The 15,852-nt window shown below is 71.1% G+C and carries 13 protein-coding genes; 10 read left to right on the top strand and 3 right to left on the bottom strand.

The window, feature by feature from the left end:
* Positions 1 to 240: 240 nt before the first annotated feature.
* The 5 genes from DEI85_RS10880 (at position 241) to DEI85_RS10900 (ending at position 5,484) form a co-directional block, all read left to right on the top strand.
* The gene (locus tag DEI85_RS10880) at positions 241 to 1,140 is read left to right on the top strand and encodes an ABC transporter permease (RefSeq protein ID WP_110861215.1); all 900 of its coding nucleotides are present in this window, start codon (positions 241 to 243) and stop codon (positions 1,138 to 1,140) included.
* Positions 1,141 to 1,143: 3 nt separating this feature from the next.
* The gene (locus DEI85_RS10885; protein ID WP_110861217.1) at positions 1,144 to 2,373 is read left to right on the top strand and encodes an ABC transporter ATP-binding protein; all 1,230 of its coding nucleotides are present in this window, start codon (positions 1,144 to 1,146) and stop codon (positions 2,371 to 2,373) included.
* Positions 2,374 to 2,387: 14 nt separating this feature from the next.
* Positions 2,388 to 3,407, top strand: a complete 1,020-nt coding sequence (locus DEI85_RS10890; protein WP_181420096.1) for a glycosyltransferase family 2 protein — start codon at positions 2,388 to 2,390, stop codon at positions 3,405 to 3,407.
* Positions 3,408 to 3,481: 74 nt separating this feature from the next.
* A complete protein-coding gene (locus DEI85_RS10895; protein WP_220038936.1) occupies positions 3,482 to 4,633 on the top strand; it encodes a glycosyltransferase family 4 protein in 1,152 nt (383 codons plus the stop codon).
* The gene (locus tag DEI85_RS10900) at positions 4,630 to 5,484 is read left to right on the top strand and encodes a glycosyltransferase family 2 protein (RefSeq protein WP_111123610.1); all 855 of its coding nucleotides are present in this window, start codon (positions 4,630 to 4,632) and stop codon (positions 5,482 to 5,484) included. Before DEI85_RS10895 ends, DEI85_RS10900 begins: the two co-directional genes overlap by 4 nt.
* A 19-nt stretch (positions 5,485 to 5,503) precedes the next feature.
* Here the strand turns inward: DEI85_RS10900 and DEI85_RS10905 are convergent, their stop codons facing one another.
* The 3 genes from DEI85_RS10905 to DEI85_RS10915 are packed head-to-tail and all read right to left on the bottom strand — an operon-like array spanning position 5,504 to position 8,863.
* The gene (locus DEI85_RS10905) at positions 5,504 to 7,345 is read right to left on the bottom strand and encodes a glycosyltransferase family protein (RefSeq protein ID WP_111123609.1); all 1,842 of its coding nucleotides are present in this window, start codon (positions 7,343 to 7,345) and stop codon (positions 5,504 to 5,506) included.
* A 23-nt stretch (positions 7,346 to 7,368) separates the two neighbouring features.
* Entirely contained in the window at positions 7,369 to 8,232 is an 864-nt protein-coding gene (rfbA, locus tag DEI85_RS10910) for a glucose-1-phosphate thymidylyltransferase RfbA (RefSeq protein WP_110861227.1), read from the bottom strand.
* Positions 8,233 to 8,254: 22 nt separating this feature from the next.
* The gene (locus DEI85_RS10915) at positions 8,255 to 8,863 is read right to left on the bottom strand and encodes a dTDP-4-dehydrorhamnose 3,5-epimerase family protein (protein WP_111123608.1); all 609 of its coding nucleotides are present in this window, start codon (positions 8,861 to 8,863) and stop codon (positions 8,255 to 8,257) included.
* A 131-nt stretch (positions 8,864 to 8,994) separates the two neighbouring features.
* Here DEI85_RS10915 and DEI85_RS10920 point away from each other — a divergent pair, with 131 nt between their 5' ends.
* From DEI85_RS10920 to DEI85_RS10940, 5 genes are all read left to right on the top strand, one after another.
* On the top strand, positions 8,995 to 9,936 hold the full coding sequence (locus tag DEI85_RS10920; protein WP_110861231.1) for a glycosyltransferase family 2 protein: 942 nt from the start codon (positions 8,995 to 8,997) through the stop codon (positions 9,934 to 9,936).
* The gene (locus DEI85_RS10925) at positions 9,926 to 12,841 is read left to right on the top strand and encodes a putative glycosyltransferase family protein (RefSeq protein WP_146248998.1); all 2,916 of its coding nucleotides are present in this window, start codon (positions 9,926 to 9,928) and stop codon (positions 12,839 to 12,841) included. Before DEI85_RS10920 ends, DEI85_RS10925 begins: the two co-directional genes overlap by 11 nt.
* 142 nt (positions 12,842 to 12,983) lie before the next feature.
* Positions 12,984 to 13,970 (top strand): dTDP-glucose 4,6-dehydratase, encoded by a 987-nt coding sequence (gene rfbB, locus DEI85_RS10930; RefSeq protein WP_027466479.1) that lies wholly within the window; start codon positions 12,984 to 12,986, stop codon positions 13,968 to 13,970.
* An 82-nt stretch (positions 13,971 to 14,052) separates the two neighbouring features.
* Positions 14,053 to 14,904: a dTDP-4-dehydrorhamnose reductase gene (gene rfbD, locus DEI85_RS10935; RefSeq protein WP_110861392.1), complete on the top strand. Its 852-nt coding sequence runs from the start codon at positions 14,053 to 14,055 to the stop codon at positions 14,902 to 14,904.
* Positions 14,901 to 15,848, top strand: coding sequence for an NAD-dependent epimerase/dehydratase family protein (locus DEI85_RS10940; protein ID WP_110861235.1), 948 nt, complete (start codon positions 14,901 to 14,903; stop codon positions 15,846 to 15,848). The genes rfbD and DEI85_RS10940 overlap by 4 nt, the downstream gene beginning before the upstream one ends.
* The last annotated feature ends 4 nt before the right edge of the window (positions 15,849 to 15,852 follow it).

Genomic DNA, 15,852 nt, shown 5'->3' on the forward strand with positions numbered 1-15,852 from the left:
GCGAGCGCAGCGATCGACCGTGGAGCAAGCTGCATGCTGACGGGCCGTCCTGTGGTTGTTGACAAGGGTCCGGGTTGCGTCAACGGTAACCCCAAAGTGAAGGTTGAGAGTTGTTCTCGCGCACTTTGGCCCCCGCACGGGGGCGGAGTCGCGAGGGGTTCCGCGCACGGGACGCGCGGCGTTCCCCCGCTGTGCAATGAGTATGCTGTTCCGGTCCTGCCCCCACGAACGAAGAGACGTATGGTCGACCAAGCCCGCATGACGGCGCTCGCCAAGGAGCCCCTCGTCGTGATCGGCGCTCCGACGAGCGCCTTCAAAGGCACCTGGAGAGAACTGCGCGACGTCTTCCGTCAGCGCGAGATGCTCGGGATGCTCATCCGCCGCGACCTGAAGGCGCGGTACAAGGACTCGGCCCTCGGGTTCGTGTGGACGCTGGTGCGTCCGCTGACCCAGCTGATGATCTACTACTTCGTGATGGGCAAGATCCTCGGCTCGTCACGGGCGATCGACAACTTCGCGATCTACGTGTTCACCGGCCTGACCGCCTACACGCTCTTCAGCGAGATCGTCGCCGGCTCCACCGGTTCGATCGTCGGCAACAGTGGACTGATCAAGAAGGTCTACGTGCCGCGCGAGGTCTTCCCCCTCGCCAGCGTGGGGGCCGCCCTGGTCAACTTCCTGATCCAGTTCGCGATCCTCATCGCCGCGACCGTCGTGCTCGGGGTCTTCCCCTGGCACGAGGGGTTGATCTACCTCATCCCGTCGCTCCTGGTGATCCTGGTCTACGGCGCGGCCATCGGGCTCGTGCTGTCCGCGCTCAACGTGTACCTGCGCGACGTGCAGTTCGTGATCGACGTCGGCCTCATGGTGCTGCTCTGGGCGTCGCCGATCGTCTACTCGTACTCGATGGTCGTCGCCGAGCTGAAGGTGCAGTGGCTGTTGGCGGTCTACACGAACAACCCGCTCACCCTGTCGGTGCTCGGACTCCAGAACGCGATCTGGCTGCACCCGACGCCGGTCGACTACCCCCCGCACCTCATGATGCGCCTCGGCATCGCCCTCGTGATCGGGCTCTTCTGCCTGCTCGGGGCGCAGCGGGTGTTCTCCCGGCTGCAGGGCAACTTCGCGCAGGAGCTCTAGACCATGGCCATCAGCACCCCCGTCGCCCCGGCGACCTCCGGCGCCGACACCGACCGCCCGGACGTCATCGTCATCGACCACGTCCGCAAGCGGTTCGTCGTCCGCAAGGACAACACCATCCGCGAGCGGATCGTCACCCTGGGCCGTGCCGGCCGGAAGCACCGGCAGGACTTCTGGGCGCTCGACGACGTCACCGTCTCGATCCAGGCCGGCACCACCGTCGGGCTCATCGGGCAGAACGGTTCCGGCAAGTCGACCCTGCTGAAGGCCATCGGCGGGATCATCCAGCCGACGTCCGGCACGGTCGCGCGCCGCGGTCGTCTGGCAGCGCTGCTCGAGCTGGGCGCCGGGTTCCACCCGGACCTGTCCGGCCGCGAGAACGTGTTCCTCAACGCGAGCCTGCTCGGCCTGACCCGGAAGGAGACCGAGGAACGCTTCGACGACATCCTCGCGTTCTCGGGGATCGGCGACTTCATCGACACCCAGGTGAAGTTCTACTCATCCGGCATGTACGTGCGGCTCGCCTTCGCGGTCGCCGTGCACACCGACCCCGACGTCCTGCTGGTCGACGAGGTACTGGCCGTCGGTGACGAGGCGTTCCAGCGCAAGTGCCTCGACCGCATCCGCTCGTTCCAGGAGCAGGGCAAGACGATCATCATCGTCACGCACTCCCTCAGCCAGGTGCAGGAGATGTGCGACCGGGTCGTGCTCCTGAACAAGGGCAAGGTCCTGCACGACGGGGACCCGATCGGTGCGGTCAGCCTGTTCCGCGACGTCCTCGAGGAGCGCCGGGCCGGTGAGCTCAGCGCCGACGTGGCGGTCGGCCGCGGCACGGTCATCGCGGCCTCGGTGCACGCCGACGGCAAGGGCCAGCGCGACGGCGTCACGCCGGGCGACGACCTGCTGGTCGACATGGAGTTCGAGCACCTGGACGGCGTCGAGGACTGGGAGGCCGCAGTCCAGATCAACAACACGGCCGGACAGGTGGTGTACGGCACCACCACCGGCATCATGGGCATCCACCTCGACCCGCTGCACGGCCGCAAGAAGCTCCGCCTCCGGATCGCGGACACGAACTTCGGCACCGGCAAGTACTTCATCAACGTGTCGATGATGGACTCCGCGGGTCGGCACCTGCACGACCTGCCCGAGTGCGACTCGTTCGAGGTGCCGTCGTTCGGCGACGCCGTCGGCAGCGTGTACGCGAAGCCCTCCATCGAGGAGCTGGCCTGACGATCCCCGACGGCGTGACCAGCACCGCGGTCGTCGTCGTCAACTGGAACCGCGCCGACCTGACCACCGCAGCCGTCCGCGCCGTGCTCGCCGAGGGCACCGCCGACGACGTGATCGTCGTCGACAACGGATCATCCGACGACTCCGTCGCCGTGCTCCGCCGCGACCTGCCGGACGCCGTCGTGATCGCGCGGGACGACAACGGCGGTTTCGCCGCCGGCGCGAACACCGGGATCCGGCACACCGACGCCGACGTCGTCGTGCTCCTGAACAACGACGCGGTCCCCGCGCCCGGCTTCGTCGCGGCGCTCCGCGACCACCTGGAGCAAGCGGGGCCGGAGGTCGCGGCGGTGACGGGCCGCATCGTGCTCGCCGGACGCTGGACGGGCCTCCCGGCCGGTGCGGAACCCGCCCCCGACGCGCGCGTGCTGCGCGACCACGACGGCCGTCCCTGGACGCCGTCGGCGGACGGCGAGGTCCGCCTGAACTCCACCGGCGTCCGCGTCGACCGCGACGGCAACGGCATGGACCGGGACTGGTTCGCGCCCGTCGACCGCGTCGCCGACGTCGACGTCTTCGGCTTCTCCGGCGGCGCGTCGGCCCTGCGGCGGAGCGCGCTGGACGACGTCGGCCTGCTCGACGAGTCCCTGTTCATGTACTACGAGGACACCGAGCTCGCCTGGCGGCTCCGCCGACGTGGATGGCGCGTCGAGCACGCCGCCGGCGCGGTCGTGGAACACGACCACTCGGCGTCGTCCGGGGTGCAGAGCGACCTGTTCCTCTTCCGCAACGCCCGGAACCGGATGGTCGTCGCGCTCTGGCACGCACCCTGGCCGACCGTCCTGCGGGCGAGCGCCCGGACCCTCTTCCGCGGTCTGCGCGGACTGCTCACCGCGTCCACCCGTCGGGAGGCCCGGCTCGTCCTGGCAGCGTTCGCGGACGTCGTCGGGGCGCTCCCGTCGCACCTCGCGCGCCGGCTCCGCGAGTCGCGGCGCGCATCCGTCCCTCGTCGCAGCGTGGACCCGGGCGCATGAGCGCGGAGGGATATCCTGGTCACTCCCCCGCCGACGGACCCGACCGTGGCGCCCCCGTTCGGAAGGACCCACGCGTGCCGCAGCTCACCGTCCTCGTCGACGGGACCGCGGTACCGCGCGAACTCGGCGGTGTGGGCCGGTACGTCGACGGCGTCGTGTCACACCTGACCGACCCGGCGCTCGACGTCCACCTGGTCGTCCGACCCGTGCACGCCGAGCACTTCCGCGCCGTGGCGCCGCACGCCACCGTGCACACCGCGCCGGCGTGGACCGACTCCGTGCCGCTGCGGTTCCTGTGGGAGCAGACCGGCCTGCCGGCACTCGGCCGCAGGATCGGCGCGCAGGTGCTGCACTCCCCGCACTACACGTTCCCGTTCGGGTGGCGCGGCGGATCCGTCGTCACGCTGCACGACGCCACGTTCTTCTCGAACCCGGAGTGGCACTCCCGGCTGAAGCGCACGTTCTTCACCTGGTGGAGCCGTCGCTCGCTGCGCACCCGCCCGGTCGTCATCGTGCCGAGTGCGGCCACCGCGACCGAGGCCGCGCGGGTCGTCGGCGGGATCCGCGCCGACGTCCGGGTCGCACCGCTCGGCGTCGACCGTGCCGTGTTCCACGAGCCGTCGACCGCCGAGGTCGAGGACGCGCGGATCGCGGCGACGCTGCCCGAGGGTGCACCCTGGATCGCGTTCCTCGGCACCATCGAGCCCCGCAAGAACGTCACGGCGTTGTTGGACGCCTACGCCACCGTGCGGGCGTCGCGAGCGGCCGCCGGTTCGGACACCCCGTGGCTCGTGCTCTCCGGGGCACGCGGGTGGGACGAGTCCGCGATCGCACGGCTCGACGCCCTGCAGCCGGACGACCGCGTCATCGAGGCCGGCTACCTGCCCCTCGAGGACCTGTCCGGCTACCTCGGCGGCGCGGAGTTCGTCGTCTACCCGTCGCTCGGCGAGGGCTTCGGCCTGCCGGTCGTCGAGGCGATGGCCTCAGGCGCCTGCGTCCTGACCACCCGGCGGTTGTCGCTGCCCGAGGTCGGCGGGGACGCAGCCGTGTACACCGAGCCGTCCGCTCCCGCACTGGCCGAGGCGATGGCCGCGCTGCTCGACGATCCCGCCCTCGTGGCGTCGCACCGGGCGGCGGCGCTGGCGCGTGCCGACGTGTTCACCTGGCAGGCCACCGCGGCCGTGCACGTCGACGCGTACTCCGCCGTCGCCGGGGGTGCACGGTGATCCGGGTCGCGGTGCTGACGGTCACCTACAACACCGGTGAGACCATCCGGCCGTTCCTGGCGAGCGTCGCCGCTGCGTCGTCCGAGCCGGTCGCCGTCGTGATCGCGGACAACGGGTCGGCCGACCTCGACGCACTGCGGGCGATCGGCGAGTCCTACGGTGCCGTCGTGGTGTCCTCCGGGGGCAACCGCGGCTACGGCGGGGGCATCGACGCCGCGCTGAGCGCCCTCGACGACGTCCTGCCCGACGTCCGCCCCGAGTTCCTGCTCGTCACGAACCCCGACGTCGTCCTCGCACCGGGATCGATCGACGAACTCGTGCGCGCCGCCGACCGGCTGCCGACGGGCGGGTCGTTCGGGCCACGGATCCTCGACGAGCAGGGCGAGACGTACCCGTCCGCGCGCCAACTGCCGTCGCTGCGGACCGGACTCGGCCACGCGGCGTTCTCGCGGTTCTGGCCCGCCAACCCCTGGAGCCAGCGGTACTGGTCCACGACGCAGGTCGTCGAGCGTGAGGCCGGGTGGCTCTCCGGCGCGTGCTTCCTCATCCGCACCGACCTGTTCCGGCAGCTCGACGGGTTCGACGAGTCGTACTTCATGTACTTCGAGGACGTCGATCTGGGCCAGCGCGTGGGTCGCTCCGGTCGCGCGAACGTGTACGTGCCGACCGCCGTGGTCACCCACACCGGGGCGCACTCGACGTCGTCGAACCGTCGCCGGATGGAGATCGAGCACCACCGCAGCGCGTACCGGTTCCTGTCGCGGAAGTACCGGGCGTGGTGGCTGTTGCCCCTCCGTGTGGTGCTGCACGCCGGTCTGTCGTTCCGAGCCCGCTGGGTCACGCGCAAGTAGCGCGAGCCGGCGGCGGGCGTCAGGAGCCGGGGCGCAGACGCCTGCGTGCGGCGCGTGCGGCTGCGAGCAGCACCGTGGCCCGGGCGTGGAAGGAGTGCTCCGCCGCGATCCGATCGGCGACCGCAGCACGTTCGGCGGCCGCCGGCCACGCGTGCGCCGGGTCGAGCAGGGCGGCCACGTCGTCCCGCGAACGGGAGACGGCGAGCGTCGGGACGTCGAGCACGTCCCCGAGGCCGGCGACCTCGTCCGTGACGACGACCCCACCCGACGCCAGCACGTCGAACACCCGGTTCGACACGAAACCGCCCGCCGCCATGTCCGGCCAGTGGTCGTTGAGGACCACGCGGGCGGACGCGTACGCCGTCGCGACCTCGGCCCGTGAGAGTGCGACGGCCCCGAGCATCGCAGAGGGCACGACGCCGTCCCACCCCGGGCCGTGCACACGCAGGTCGGTGCCGAGTGCGACCGCGTCGGCGACCACCGGCCGGGCCGCGCCACGGGTCGACCCGACGAAGACGACGTGCCCCGCGTCCGCGCCGGACTCCGACCGGGCGGCCGGGTGGAACACCGCCGGGTCGGTCGCCTGCAGCAGTGTCCGGACCGGCACGCCGGCACGTGCGGCGGCTTCCGCAGCCCACACCGGACCCGCCGCGAACGCCGCGTCGAACGACCGGAGCTCGGTGTCCGAGACGTCGTCGGGGTGGCTGATCACCCAGAGCAGGTTCACCGACGCGGGGTTCGGCGGCACACGGTCCAACCCGCGGATGACGAGCGTGACGTCGTCTGCGGCGTCGTCGTCCCGGACGTGCGCGTCACGCCGGTCGACGCGGACCTGCTGGCCGAGGCCCTCGAGAGCGCTCGCGAGCTCGGTGGCGAAGTGCACGTCGCCCCACCCGTCGCCCTCGGGGCCGGCCGGGGCGGCGATCTTGACGGACCAGGACAACCGGTCGTCGTCGGATCGCGATCGGGGCGCCGGTGTGACGGGTCGCGCACCCCACGGGGGCAGCGGGGGTCCGGCTGCGACCGCTCCGTCGCCGTCCGGCGCCCGGTCGCGCCAGACCGAGAACGCATCCACCGTCGACGCGTCGACCGTCCGTCCGGCCTCCGCCGAGCGGTTCAGCGACCACACCGCGCGCACGGGTCCGCCGTCGCGGTCCGCGACCGCGCGGGTCCAGCTGGTCAGGGTCATCCGCTCGTCCGGGAGGCACGGTGCCGGCACCAGGGAAGCGCCCGGCATCGAGACGGCCGGCTGGTCCGCTGCGAAGACCGGCACCACAGCGGGCGGGAAGCCCTCGCGGTCGTCCGCTTGGCTGCGGACCGGGCCCGTCGACCCGTCGTCGGACCAGGGAAGCGCTCCCGGGCGCACCAGCCGCACGCCGTCCCGCTGCGAACCGTCGGGCATCCGGATGCGGGCCTGGGCCACGCCGCCGCCGCCGGCCTCCGCCAGGACCTGCAGGTCCTGGTCGGTCACCGAGACCGTCGAGTCGACCACCAGGAGCACCCGCCCGACCCCGTCGGCGACCCCGGCGTTGATCGCCGAGCCGATGCCGTCGACCGGGTCCGAGCGGACCCAGGGGATCCCCCGCGCCTGCTTGCCGACCGGCGACGCATCGGCGACGTAGCCGACCGCGCGGGTGTCCGCCGAGGGGCCGAACGCCATCCGGGCCGCGGTGACCATCGACGGCAGCGCGTCGTACCGGTCGGACCGGCTCACCAGCAGCACCGTCACCGACCGGTCGAGTGCCGGCAGGGCACCGTCCCAGCCGACCACCCGTTCGGGGTGGTCCGGCGTCACCGACGAGCGACGGGCCTCCGAACCGGAGACCGCCGCATCCGGTCGGCGGCGACGGAAGAGTGCCATGCGAGGACCGGCCGGGGGCGACGTCAGACGGCGAGCAGTCGCTGCAGGTAGACGCCGTAGCCGCCCTTGACGAGCGGTGCGGCCAGGTCGGCGAGCTGCGCGTCGTCGATCCAGCCGTTGCGCCAGGCGATCTCCTCGATGCAGCCGATCTTGAAGCCCTGACGGTCCTCGATGACCTTGACGTACTCGGACGCCTGCATCATCGACTCGAACGTGCCGGTGTCGAGCCAGGCCGTCCCGCGGTCGAGGACCTGGACGCCGAGCTCGCCCGCCTCGAGGTAGCGCTCGTTGACGGTCGAGATCTCGAGCTCCCCGCGGGCGCTCGGCTCGATCGTCTTCGCGATCTCGATGACCTTGTTGTCGTAGAAGTACAGGCCGGGGACGGCGTAGTTCGACTTCGGCTCGGCCGGCTTCTCCTCGATGGAGACGGCGGTGAAGTCGTCGTCGAACTCCACGACGCCGTACGCCTTCGGGTCGGCCACGTGGTAGGCGAAGATGGTGGCGCCGTCGACCTCGGTGTTCTTCCGCAGGTTCGTGCCGAGGCCCGTGCCGTGGAAGATGTTGTCGCCGAGGACCAGCGCGACGCTGTCGTCGCCGATGAACTCCTCGCCGATGACGAACGCCTGCGCGAGGCCGTCCGGGCTCGGCTGGACCGCGTACTGGATGTCCATGCCGAGGGACGAGCCGTCGCCGAGCAGGGCACGGAACTGGTCGTTGTACTCCGGCGTCGTGATGACGAGGACCTCGCGGATGCCGGCCATCATGAGGGTCGACAGCGGGTAGTAGACCATCGGCTTGTCGTAGATCGGCATGAGCTGCTTGCTGATGCCCTTGGTGATCGGCCAGAGACGGGTGCCGGAACCCCCGGCCAGGATGATGCCCTTCATCGCGGTGTGCTTCCTTCGTTCGTTACTTGGTCGTGCGGAGCGACTCGGTGTACGCCACGCACTCCTCGTAGGTGGGCAGCAGACCCGCGGCGGCGGCTTCCTCGAGCGTCGGCGCGCTGGTGTCCTTCTCGGACAGGACCGGCTCGCCGAGTCCGTCGGGCAGCTCGAGGCCGACCGTCGGGTCGAGGATGGTGATCCCCTTCTCGCGCTCCGGGGCGTAGTGGGCGCTGACGAGGTAGTTCACCGTGGACTGGTCCTCGAGCGCGACGATGGCGTGCCCGAGGCCCTCGGACAGGTAGACGGCCCGACGGTCGACGTCGTCGATGCGCACGGAGTCCCACTGCCCGAACGTCGGCGAGCCGACCCGGATGTCGACGATGTAGTCGATGAAGGCGCCGCGCACCGCGGTCACGTACTTGGCCTGGCTCGGCGCGACGAGGGCGTAGTGGATGCCTCGGGCCACACCGGCCGCGGAGATCGACATGTTCACCTGTCGGAGGTCCAGCGGGTGACCGACCGTCTCTTCGAGGACGTCGGCGCGGTACGCCTCGAGGAATGCTCCTCGTGCGTCGCCGTGCTGGACGGGCGTGAACTCCCACGCGCCGGGGATCTTCAGTTCGCGGATCTGCACGGCTGCACCCTACCAAGCCGCCCGCCCCTGGACCCGTCGGCAGGCCGTTCCTGCGGCGGTCCGCGGGTTCGCATAGGCTGTCATGGCCTCGCGCACCTGCCGGACCCCATGAAACGAGACACTGCGAACCCGTGAAGCTCTTCATCCAGATCCCCTGCCTCAACGAGGAGAACACCCTCGCCAGCGTCATCGACTCCATCCCGCGGGAGATCGACGGCATCGATGAGATCGAGATCCTGGTGATCAACGACGGCAGCACCGACCGCACCGTCGAGGTCGCCAAGGAGCACGGTGTCAAGCACTTCGTGCACCACACCACGAACATGGGGCTCGCCCGCTCCTTCCGGGACGGCGTCGATTACGCGCTGCTCCACGGCGCGGACATCGTCGTCAACACCGACGGTGACAACCAGTACCCGCAGGCGCAGATCGCCGAACTGGTGCAGCCGATCCTCCGGAAAGAGGCCGAGATCGTCATCGGCGACCGGCAGACGCGCACCATCGAGCACTTCTCCGGCTTCAAGAAGCTCATGCAGCGCTTCGGCTCGTGGGTCGCCAGCCGCGCCGCCGGGCTCGACCTGCCCGACGCCGCGAGCGGGTTCCGCGCGTACTCGAAGTACTCGCTCATCCGCCTGAACATCGTCACGCGCTTCAGCTACTGCATGGAGACCATCGTGCAGGCCGGCTACAAGCGTCTGGCCATCGCCTCGGTGCCGATCACCACGAACCCGAAGACCCGCGAGTCGCGGCTGTTCAAGAACATCTGGCAGCACATGTTCCAGTCGGGTTCGGCGATCGCCCGCGTCTACCTGATGTACCGGCCGATGGCGCTGTTCCTCTGGGTGGCGGCGATCCTCGGGGCGCTCGGGGCCTGGCCGCTCGTCCGGTACCTGGTGCTGCTCGCGATGCACACCGGCGGCAACCACCTGCAGTCGATCATCCTCGGCGTCGTCCTGTTGATCACGGCGGTGCTGAGCATCGTGATCGGCGTCGTGGCGGACCTGACCCGCCTGAACCGGACCCTGGCCGAGGAACAGCTCGACCTGCAGAAGCTGCAGCGGTATGGGGACTGAGCGCGGAACGTCCTTGCTCGACCGGCGGACACGCTTCGCGCTCTGGGTCCGTCGACCCGGCAGCTGGGTGGAGATCGCGGCCTGGGCTGCGCTCGCAGCGTTCGTGGTCTGGACCATCGGACCGGCACTGATCGGACACGGCACCTTCCTGAACACCGGCCTGCTCGGGCGGTACACCCCGTGGGGTGAGACGTTCCAGTCGACGACGGCGTCGACCAACATCCTGAACAGCGACACGATCGACACCGTCGCGCCGCAGAACTCGCTCCTGACCCGCCTCGCCCACGAGGGCGTCTTCGGCGCGTGGAACCCCTACGTCGCCGGTGGCGCGGAACTCGGCGGCGTGCCCGACTCGGGCGCGTGGTCCCCGCTCGCCCTGCCCTGGTGGATCCTCCCCCTGGCCGCCGCCCCGGGCTGGGTGAAGCTCCTCGAGATCGTCGTCGTCACGGTCGGCATGTCCCTGCTGCTGCGCCGCTGGGGTGTCCCCCGCGCGGGCTGGGCGATCGCCGCCCTCGTCTACTCGTCGTCCGGGTTCATGGTCGCGTGGTCGAACTGGCCGCAGACACGGGTCGCGGCCTGCATCCCCCTGCTCTTCTGGGCGATCGACCGCGCCGCGGTGGAGCTCCGCGCGCGTGACGTCATCGCCGTGGGCGTGCCGCTCGCGTCGATGCTGCTCGGCGGGTTCCCGGCCATCGTCGGCTACGCCCTCTTCATCGGTGGGCTGTACTTCCTCGTCCGCACGATCGTCGCGCACCGACGGTGGGTCCCCGTGCTCGTGAGCGGGGCGATCGCGGTGGGCGGCATCCTGTTCGGCCTGCTGCTCTCCGCGTGGCAGCTCGTCCCCTTCGCCATCAACGCCACGAGCCTGGTCGACTTCAGCGGCCGTGGGCAGAGCGGCCCGAACGGTCTCGGCACCCCGCCGCTCGTCAGCGCGTGGGTACCGGACATCTCGTTCGTGCAGAGCACCGGCCCGGCCTGGGGCATCCGCAACCCGGTGGAGGAGTACTCCTACCTGGGGATCGCGGCCGTGGTGCTCGTCGCCGCGGCGGTCCTCATCCGCCCGGCGACGCACACCGTCGCGTCCCTGCCCGACGACGCCACACCGGCCGTCCGCGCACGGCACGACCTGGTCCGACGTCGCACCCGCGGCGTCGTCGCGATCGTCGCCTCGATGCTGGCGCTCGCGGTGGTCATCGTCTACCTCGGCGGCCCCGTCCTGTCCGCCGTCCGCGAGCTGCCGGTGTTCGACACGAACCCGATCGGTCGCGCCCGCGTCGTCGTGATGTTCCTCGCCGCCGCCATGGCCGGGGTGGGCTTCGGCCGCCTCGTGCAGCCGGAGAACCTCCGTGACGAGCTGGCACGCTTCCGCGCCGCCGGGCCCCTCCGGCGCACCGGTCGGATCGCCGCGGTCGCCGTCGTGTTGTTCACCGCCGTCGGGGTGGGGATGCAGACCCTGCTCGCGATCCCGCCGATCGCCGAAGAGTACGTGCACCGCACCAAGCTCGAGATCCTCACGGTCGGCATCCTCGGCGCGGTCACCGTCGTGCTCGTCGTGCTCGTCTGGGTGTTCCGGTCGCGGGTGCTGGCGACCGTCGCGGCGGTCGGGGTCGTCGCGCTCGTCGTCGTCCCCGCCGTGACGGCCACGAAGCCCTGGTGGCCGATCGCGCCCACCTCGACGTTCTACCCGACCACCCCCGCCATCGACTACCTGCAGGAACACGTCTCCGCGCAGGACCGCTACGCCGCCACCGGCAGCGCCATGCTCCCGGGGTCGTCCTCCTACTACCGGATCCGCGAGACCACCGGACACGCGTTCCAGACGGGCGAGTGGAAGGACCTCATGCGGGCGGTCGACCCGGACACGTACCCGACGGCCACGTACCTGACGTTCGAACCGAACCTCATGCCGTCGCTCGCCCGGTCGGGGATCCTCGACCGGCTCAGCACGAAGTACCTCGTCGCCGATCCGTCGGCGCCGCTCGCCGGCACCGCCGAGGCGGGTGCGGCGCAGACGAAGTGGTCGGACCTGACCGCGGACAACCCCTCGGTGGACTCGGCCAGCAACACCGGCCCGGTGAACGGCATCACCTTCACCGGTCCACCGGCCCCCACCCTGACGCCCGGGGGCATGACCCTCGACGTGGCGATCGTCGCGGACGACTCCGGCAAGACGATCACGTCGACGTCGACCCGCGTGCCGGGCCTCGGCGGCCCGCGGAACGTGGCGCTCCAGGGCTCCACCATCCCGAGATCGACCTCGTGGCACGTCCGCATCACCGTGACCGGGCAGGACAAGCTCGTGCCGATCGGCACCGACGACGCCGGCGACGCCGTGATGAGCATCATCCGTCCGGTCTCCGGTGACGGCGTCCGGGTGGTGCACACCGGCGATGCGACGATCTACGAGCGCGGTGCCGCCCTGGACCGCGTGCGCTGGGCGTCCGACCAGGTGGTGGAGCGCACCGGACCGGCGCGCGTCCGGGCACTCGCCGACCAGTCGCTGCCGGACTCGACCGTCGTCCTGAGCGCTCCGTCCGAACACACGGCCGACCCGGACTCGAGCGCCGAGATCACCCTGCGGGGCAGCGACGTGAACAGCACGGTCGCCGAGGTCGACGCCACCGGGAGCGGCTGGGTGGTCGTCGCCGACTCGCTCCAGCGCGCCGGCTGGACGGCGACCGTCGACGGCGAACCGACCGACCTCGTCGCGGCCGACGACGCCGGCGCCGCCGTGTGGGTCCCCGCCGGCGAGCACACGGTGGAGCTGCGGTACACGGTGCCGGGCGCCCGGACCGGGTACCTGCTGACCGGCGGCAGCGTCGTCCTCGCCGTCCTCACCTGCACCGTCGTCACCCTGCTCGTCCGGCGCCGCCGCAGGCCGGGCGACGACGCGGCACGGCTGTGACCGGCTGGTATCGTCAACCGATCCACGGTCGACCGGCGGTCCTGAACGACACGCCGACGACCGACGCACCACCGGACGGCCACCGTCGACCGGAGAACACCGATCCCAGAACCACACCGACTCCGAAAAGGAACCAGACCTCGTGAAGATCCTCGTCACCGGCGGAGCCGGCTTCATCGGCTCGAACTTCGTCCGACGCACCCTGCAGGACGCGTACCCCGGACTCGAAGGCGCCGAGGTCGTCGTCTACGACGCACTGACCTACTCGGGCAACCTCGAGAACCTCGCCCCGGTCTCGGACTCCCCCCGGTACACGTTCGTGCAGGGCGACATCCGCGACGCCGCGAAGCTCGACGAGGTGATCCCCGGCATCGACGCGATCGTGCACTTCGCCGCCGAGTCCCACGTCGACCGGTCGGTCCGCGACTCCGGCATCTTCGTCGAGACGAACGTCGTCGGCACCCAGCGTCTGCTCGACGCGGCGCTCCGCCACGGCACCGAGCGCTTCGTCCACGTGTCCACCGACGAGGTCTACGGCTCCATCAGCGAGGGGTCGTGGGACGAAGAGCGCCCGCTCGAGCCGAACTCGCCGTACTCGGCGTCGAAGGCCGGCAGCGACCTGCTCGCCCGCAGCTACCACCGCACGCACGGGCTGAACCTCTCGATCACCCGCTGCTCGAACAACTACGGGCCGTACCACTTCCCCGAGAAGGTCATCCCGCTCTTCGTCACGAACCTCATCGACGACCTGCACGTCCCGCTCTACGGCGAGGGCAACAACATCCGTGACTGGCTGCACGTCGACGACCACACCCGCGGCATCGCGATGGTCCTGACCCGCGGTCGCGCCGGCGAGATCTACAACATCGGCGGCGGCACCGAGCTGACCAACAAGGAGCTCACACAGCTGCTCCTGGACGCGACCGGCAAGGACTGGTCGTACGTCGACCGCGTCGCCGACCGCCTCGGCCACGACCTGCGCTACTCGGTCGACATCTCGAAGATCAGCAGTGAGCTCGGCTACGAGCCGCAGGTGCCGTTCGAGCAGGGCCTCGCCGACGTCGTCCAGTGGTACCGCGACAACCGCAGCTGGTGGGAGCCGCTTAAGGAACGCGCCGCCCTCTCCTGAGCCGCCGTCGGCCCAGGAGCACACCGGCGTGCTCCTGGGCCGACCCCTGCTCGACCGCCACCCCCGACACGGAAGCGACACCATGACCCGGTACCTCATCACCGGCGCCGCCGGCATGCTCGGCCACGACCTGCAGCACGCCCTGGCCGGCCGCGACGTCACCGCCCGTTCCCGTGCCGAGCTGGACATCACCGACCCCGAGGCCGTCGACGCCGCGGTCGCCGGGCACGACGTCGTGATCAACTCGGCCGCCTACACGAAGGTGGACGACGCGGAGACCCACGAGGACACCGCGACCGCGGTGAACGCGGACGGGCCGGCGTTGCTCGCCGAGGCCGCGGTGCGGCACGGGGCCAAGCTCGTGACGATCTCGACGGACTACGTGTTCGACGGCAACGGCACCGCTCCCTACGCGGAGGACGCCCCCACGGACCCCCTGAACGCCTACGGCCGGTCCAAGGCCGTCGGCGAAGCCCGCGTCCGCGCGATCGCGCCGGACTCCTCGTACGTCGTCCGGACGGCGTGGATCTACGGCGCACACGGACCCAACTTCGCCGCGACCATGCTCCGGCTCGCGGCGTCCCACGACACCGTGAGCGTGGTCACCGACCAGGTCGGACAGCCCACCTGGACCGGTGACCTGGCCGCACGCATCGTCGAGCTCGTCGACGCCGACGCACCCGCCGGCATCTACCACGGCACGAACAGCGGTCAGGGCTCGTGGTACGACTTCACCCGGGCGATCTTCTCCGAGAACGGTCTCGACCCGGAGCGCGTCCTGCCGACCGACAGCGGCGCCTTCGTCCGTCCGGCGCCCCGCCCGGCGTACAGCGTGCTCGGCCACGACGCCTGGTCGCGCGCGGGCCTCGCCCCGATGCGCGACTGGCGCGAGGCGTTGCACGCGGCGACCGAGGCCGGGATCTTCCGCGCATGATCCAGCCGTCCACCCTGGTGGTCGGCGCCGGCGGGTTCCTCGGCGGCGCCGTGCACCGGTCACTCGTCGGTTCGGGCGCAGCGACCATCGCCGCCCGCGTGCCGTGGGACGACCAGGACGCCGCCGTCGAGGCACTCGTCGACGCCTTCCGCTCGGTGCGGTCGCAGCCCGGCCGCTGGCGCGTGCTGTGGTGCGCGGGCACGGGGGTCGTCGCCACCGGAGCCGACGTCTTCGACGAGGAGCAGCGCCTGATCGCCCGGGTCCTCGACGCGACCCGGGACGACCCGTCCGGAGACGGCACGCTCTTCTTCGCGTCGTCGGCCGGAGCGGTCTACGCCGGCAGCGCCGAACCGCCCTTCGACGAGGGCACGGAACCGCTCCCGCTGGCTCCCTACGGCCATGCGAAGCTCGCTGCCGAGGCCCAGTTCCGGTCCTGGGCCGCGGAGACCGGCACGCGCCTCGTGGTGGGACGGATCTCGAACCTCTACGGACCGGGCGCGAACCTCGGCAAGCCGCAGGGGCTCGTCTCGCAGCTCACCCTCGCCCACCTCGAGGGCCGGCCGTCGTCGATCTACGTGCCGATGTCGACCACCCGCGACTACCTGTACATCGACGACGCCGTCGACATGGTGCTCCGGACCATCGACCTCGTCGAGCAGGCCCCCCCTGCGGCCGCGGTCACGAAGATCCTGGCCTCCGGACAGCCGGCGACGATCGCCGACGTCATCGACGCGGTCGAGCAGGCGATCGGCAGCCGCCTGGACATCCGCGAGGGCGCCGACCCCTCGGCCACGTTCCAGGGACTCGACCTCCGCATGCGGTCCGAGGTGCTGCCGCAGGTCGGCGACCGCACCTTCGTCCCGTTCCCGCAGGGGGTCGCGACGACCGTCGAAGCCATCCGTGCCCGTCGCGCACCGGTCGGGGCCGAACCCGCCGAGCAGTAGGATC

This window comes from Curtobacterium sp. MCBD17_026, assembly GCF_003234895.2.
GTDB classification, from domain to species: Bacteria; Actinomycetota; Actinomycetes; order Actinomycetales; family Microbacteriaceae; genus Curtobacterium; species Curtobacterium flaccumfaciens.